4 protein-coding genes are annotated in these 4,112 nt (G+C 58.0%); 1 reads left to right on the top strand and 3 read right to left on the bottom strand.

Annotation, left to right across the window (positions count from 1 at the left end; all coding sequences use genetic code 11):
* Positions 1-1,919 (bottom strand): hypothetical protein (locus NTW26_06880; GenBank protein ID MCX7021981.1); only part of this gene is annotated, 1,919 nt, incomplete at its 3' end.
* Between the two features lie 286 nt (positions 1,920-2,205).
* On the opposite strand from NTW26_06880, the gene NTW26_06885 reads away from it, so the two are divergent.
* A complete protein-coding gene (locus NTW26_06885) occupies positions 2,206-2,508 on the top strand; it encodes a hypothetical protein (GenBank protein ID MCX7021982.1) in 303 nt (100 codons plus the stop codon).
* A gap of 84 nt (positions 2,509-2,592) precedes the next feature.
* Here the strand turns inward: NTW26_06885 and NTW26_06890 are convergent, their stop codons facing one another.
* Both NTW26_06890 and NTW26_06895 read right to left on the bottom strand, forming a co-directional pair.
* A complete protein-coding gene (locus NTW26_06890; GenBank protein ID MCX7021983.1) occupies positions 2,593-3,447 on the bottom strand; it encodes a 3-hydroxybutyryl-CoA dehydrogenase in 855 nt (284 codons plus the stop codon).
* Positions 3,448-3,501: 54 nt separating this feature from the next.
* On the bottom strand, positions 3,502-4,008 hold the full coding sequence (locus NTW26_06895) for a cyclic nucleotide-binding domain-containing protein (GenBank protein ID MCX7021984.1): 507 nt from the start codon (positions 4,006-4,008) through the stop codon (positions 3,502-3,504).
* Positions 4,009-4,112 lie beyond the last annotated feature (104 nt).

Below are 4,112 nucleotides of genomic sequence, written 5' to 3' on the forward strand. Positions count from 1 at the left end.
GGGTAGGCGGCGTAGAGGACTAGCTCGAACGTTTCCGCGGGGAGAGTGATCGCCTCCGTGGGGCCGAATCGGGAGACCGACCCGTCGGCCTCGGTGACCTCCAGCCAGTAGCAATACTCGACACCCGGCTCCACGCCCCGGTCGAGGTATCTTGATGAATCGCCGGGCAGATTGCCCGATATAATCTCCGGCTCGCCCTCGCCCCGCAGGACGCGCACCCCGGTCGGTTCCTCGCCCGAGAGGCGCCAGTTGACTAAAACGCCCTCGTCGGTCGCGCCCGCGCCGAAGTCGGCGACGTCCACCCCGCCGCCCAGGTCCACGTCGAAGTACCAGTCCAGCTCCGCGGCCCAGTACTCCCCGCCCTCCGAGTCCAGCGATTTCACCCGCCAGTAGATGCGGTCCCCATCCTCTAGGCCGCCGGATAACGTATACTCCGACTCTTCAATATCCGTGATTTCGTTATAGGTGATGAACTCCGGGTCTTCGCCCCACCAGAGGATGTAGGATTCCAGGCCGGGTATCTCTTGGTCCTGCCAATCGAAGGTCAGGGGAAAGGCGTCCACAACCTCGCCTTTGGCGGGGCTCAGGAGATGGAAGAAATCCGTGTCGAAGAACCAGTCCGTCTCGACGGCCCAGTTCTCGCCACCCCCCCCGTCAATGGATTTCACCCGCCAGTAGATGCAGTCCCCGTCCTCGATTCCTCCCGGTATCGTATACTCGGATATGGAAATACCGGTCACCTCATTATAGGTTTCGAATTTATAATCGGTCCCCCACCATAGGGTGTAACTCTTGTGGTCGGGGTCGGAAGTATCCCCCCAATCCAAAAGCGGCATCGCCGTCTGGACGACCTCGTACATCTCGGGAGCTAAAAGGTGAAAACTATAGGGGTCGTACCAGGCGTATTTGAGGGCATAATACGTATCATCTTGATACGCTATGTGGGGTTTGTCGGAGGAGTCCAGCGCCAGCGAGTTGATCCAACCCACTTGGTCCTCCGAGTCCACGGTCTCTATCAGCCATTCGTCGCCGTCCAAACTGGCGTATTTGACGTCATAGGCGGGGGCATAGTAATAACTGATGTGGGGGTATTCGGAGGAATCCAGCGCCAGAGAAATACTGCCCCCTCCCTCCGAGCCCACGGTCTCGAGCAACCATTCGTCGCCGTCCCAGCGGGCGTATTTCAATCTAACTTTACCTGATACAGTTCCCTCATACGCGATGCGGGGGTAACCGTATAAGTCCAACGTCAAAGAGGTGCAGTAGAAATTCCCCGAGTCCACGGTCTCGATAAGCCATTCGTCGCCATCCCAACTGGCGTATTTGAGACATTGGGAATAATCGCAGTAAGATATATGTGCGTTGTTGTTGGAATCCAGCGCCAGGGATGGGAAGCCGTATACACTTCCCGCCGAGTCCACCGTTTCTATCCGCCAGGCGTTGCCGTCCCAGCTCGCGTACTTGAGATTATCGTTGGAATAATCGATATAAGCGATGTGAGGGCGGTCGGAGTCATCCACCGCCAAACAGTTGCATGCGCCCACCTCACTACCCGTGTCCACCGTCTCGATAAGCCATTCGTTTCCGTCCCAGTGGGCGTACCTTATAGCCCTGTTGTCGCTGTCGTAATACGAGATATGCGGGTGGGCGGAGGAATCCAGCGCCAAGGAGGAATACAAACCGACATAGCCCTCCGAGTCCACGGTCTCTATCCGCCAGACGATACCATCCCAATGAGCATATTTAAGGTCAGCGCTGATAGGAGTGTAATAGGAGATATGGGGGTCGCCGGTGGTGTCTAATTTCAGGGAGGGATTCTGGGGGTTTAAACCCGCGTCCAAGCTCACAAAGCGCCACTCGCCGGCCGAGGAGACGGACGCCAGGAACAAAAGGATTACCATTGGGCGAAGCGCTTTCATTACACGCCCCCTTTTACTCTTCCTTTACGTAGCTAATCTAGTCTGGAAATAGTCGAGTGTCAAGGGCTAAACTGAAAAAATTTAAAATAAGTCACATTTAGTCTTCAATTCAACCTTGACAGACGCGAAATTCCGGACTATTTTAAAACTAGGATTCTTGGAAAAGTACAACCCAAGCCACAAAGGAGAAAGTGATGAAAAAGCTGTACATAGTGCTCCTCGCCGTAATCGCCGCCGGCGTAATCGCCCTGGTGGCCGCTCCGACGCCGTCTCCACGGACGACGAGGTGAAACCGCTGGCCGTGAGCAATTACGCAGTGTACGGAACGGTTTACGATAGCCAGGAGCAGCCTGTAAAAGGGGTGTGGGTACTGGTGTACAAAAGGGAAGAATCAACCGACCCCTGGTTTTACATTTCTAGGGCTCAAACAAACAATCATGGCCAATACGAGTTCCACCTGTTGGGCGGCTGGCCGGCGGGTTGGGATGGCAAGGTTGACTGCACAAACGACGATATTACCGCAGCTACCGATTTTCCCATCTATCCGGAAGAAGGGCCGGTCGAAGCGGATATTTGGCTACCAATTTAGGGACAAACTAAATCTACCGGCACATCCGGGAGAATAATAAGGCGGGGCCGACCCCGCCTTTGTTCTAATCACTTTTGACCCGGCTCACTGGCTGTAGTCGTAGAACCCCTTGCCGGACTTTCGGCCCAGGCGGCCGGCGGCCACCATCTTCTTGAGCAGCGGGCAGGGGCGGTACTTGGAATCGCCCAGCCCCTCGTGGAGAACCTCCATGATGTCCAGGCAGACGTCCAGGCCGATGAGGTCAGCCAGGGCCAAAGGCCCCATGGGGTGATTCATCCCCAGCCGCATGACGCCGTCAATCGCCTCCGGGGTGGCCACGCCCTCCATCACGGCGTAGACCGCCTCGTTGATCATCGGCAGGAGGATGCGGTTGGAGACGAAACCGGGGAAGTCGTTGACCTCGATGGGCTCCTTGTCGAGCTTCTTGGCGAGCTCGACGACGGCGCCCAGGGTTTCGTCGGAGGTGTCCAGACCGCGGATAACCTCGACCAGCTTCATCATGGGCACCGGGTTCATGAAGTGCATGCCGATGAACTTGGCCGGGCGCTTGGTGTATCCGGCCAGCTCGGTGATGGGGATGGTGGAGGTGTTGCTGGCGAAAAGGGCATTCGGGCCGCAGACCTCCTCCAGCTTGGCGTAGAGGTCCTTCTTGACGCCACGATCCTCGAAGACGGCCTCGATGACCAGGTCGGCGCCGGCGCAGTCCTTCAAGTTCGTGGAGCCCTTGATGCGGCCGAGGGTCGCCTGCTTGTCGGCCTCGGTTATCTTCTCCTTCTTGACCATGCGGTCCAGGTTTTTGCCGATGGCGGCCAGGCCCTTGGCGAGGCAATCCTCGCACTGGTCCACCATGACGACGTCGTAGCCGCTCTGGGCGCCGACGTGGGCTATACCAGCGCCCATCGTCCCGGCGCCGATGACGGCGATTTTCTTGATGCTCATGGGCTGCTCCAATGGGTTGGTGTTGCTTTTGAAAAACGAAACGACGGGAGCCCGTCAGATGCCGGCGGACTCGTCGTATTCGGAGAAGTATCCGAAGAGCGGCTTGGCGTCCTTGGGCGAGGCGGCGAGGAGCTTCTCGTTGGCGGTGCGAAGGCGGAAGGATAGGACCTTGACCACCCGCACGGTGATCTTCAGGGACGCGATGGGGTCGGTCTCCATGAGCCTCAGGAAGTTGTCACGCTCCAGGATTAAAAGCTCGGTGTCGGAACCGGCCACGACGGGTGCCGAGTGGGGCCCGCCGTCGAAGAGGCTCATCTCGCCGAAGAAGTCGCCGGGGCGCAGCACGGCCAGGATGAGATCGTCGGCCTCGGGCCGGTCCTTGATCACCCGGACCTCGCCCTCGACTATCATGTACAGCCCCTTGCCGGCCATGTTCTCCTCGACGATGCGCTGGCCGGCGGTGAACCGCTCGCGCTCGAGGTGCTCGGACAGTAAGCGGAGCTCCCCCTCCTCCATGGATTCAAAGAACTGGAACTTTTTCAGGGCGTCTATGGCATTCATGGAATCCCCCGCGGGTTGAAGCGAAGGAATCATACCAGAAAGAGCGGCCTTTGTCACAACTTGAGCTCGCGCCGGGTGGCGTCCTATCATCTAAATCGATTGAC

The organism is bacterium (genome assembly GCA_026398675.1).
Classification (GTDB): Bacteria; RBG-13-66-14; RBG-13-66-14; order RBG-13-66-14; family RBG-13-66-14; genus RBG-13-66-14.

Excerpts from the sequence above, each read along its gene's own strand:
- NTW26_06890 (MCX7021983.1), bottom strand. The coding sequence starts at position 3,447 with ATGAGCATCAAGAAAATCGCCGTCATCGGCGCCGGGACGATGGGCGCT.
- NTW26_06895 (MCX7021984.1), bottom strand. The coding sequence starts at position 4,008 with ATGAATGCCATAGACGCCCTGAAAAAGTTCCAGTTCTTTGAATCCATG.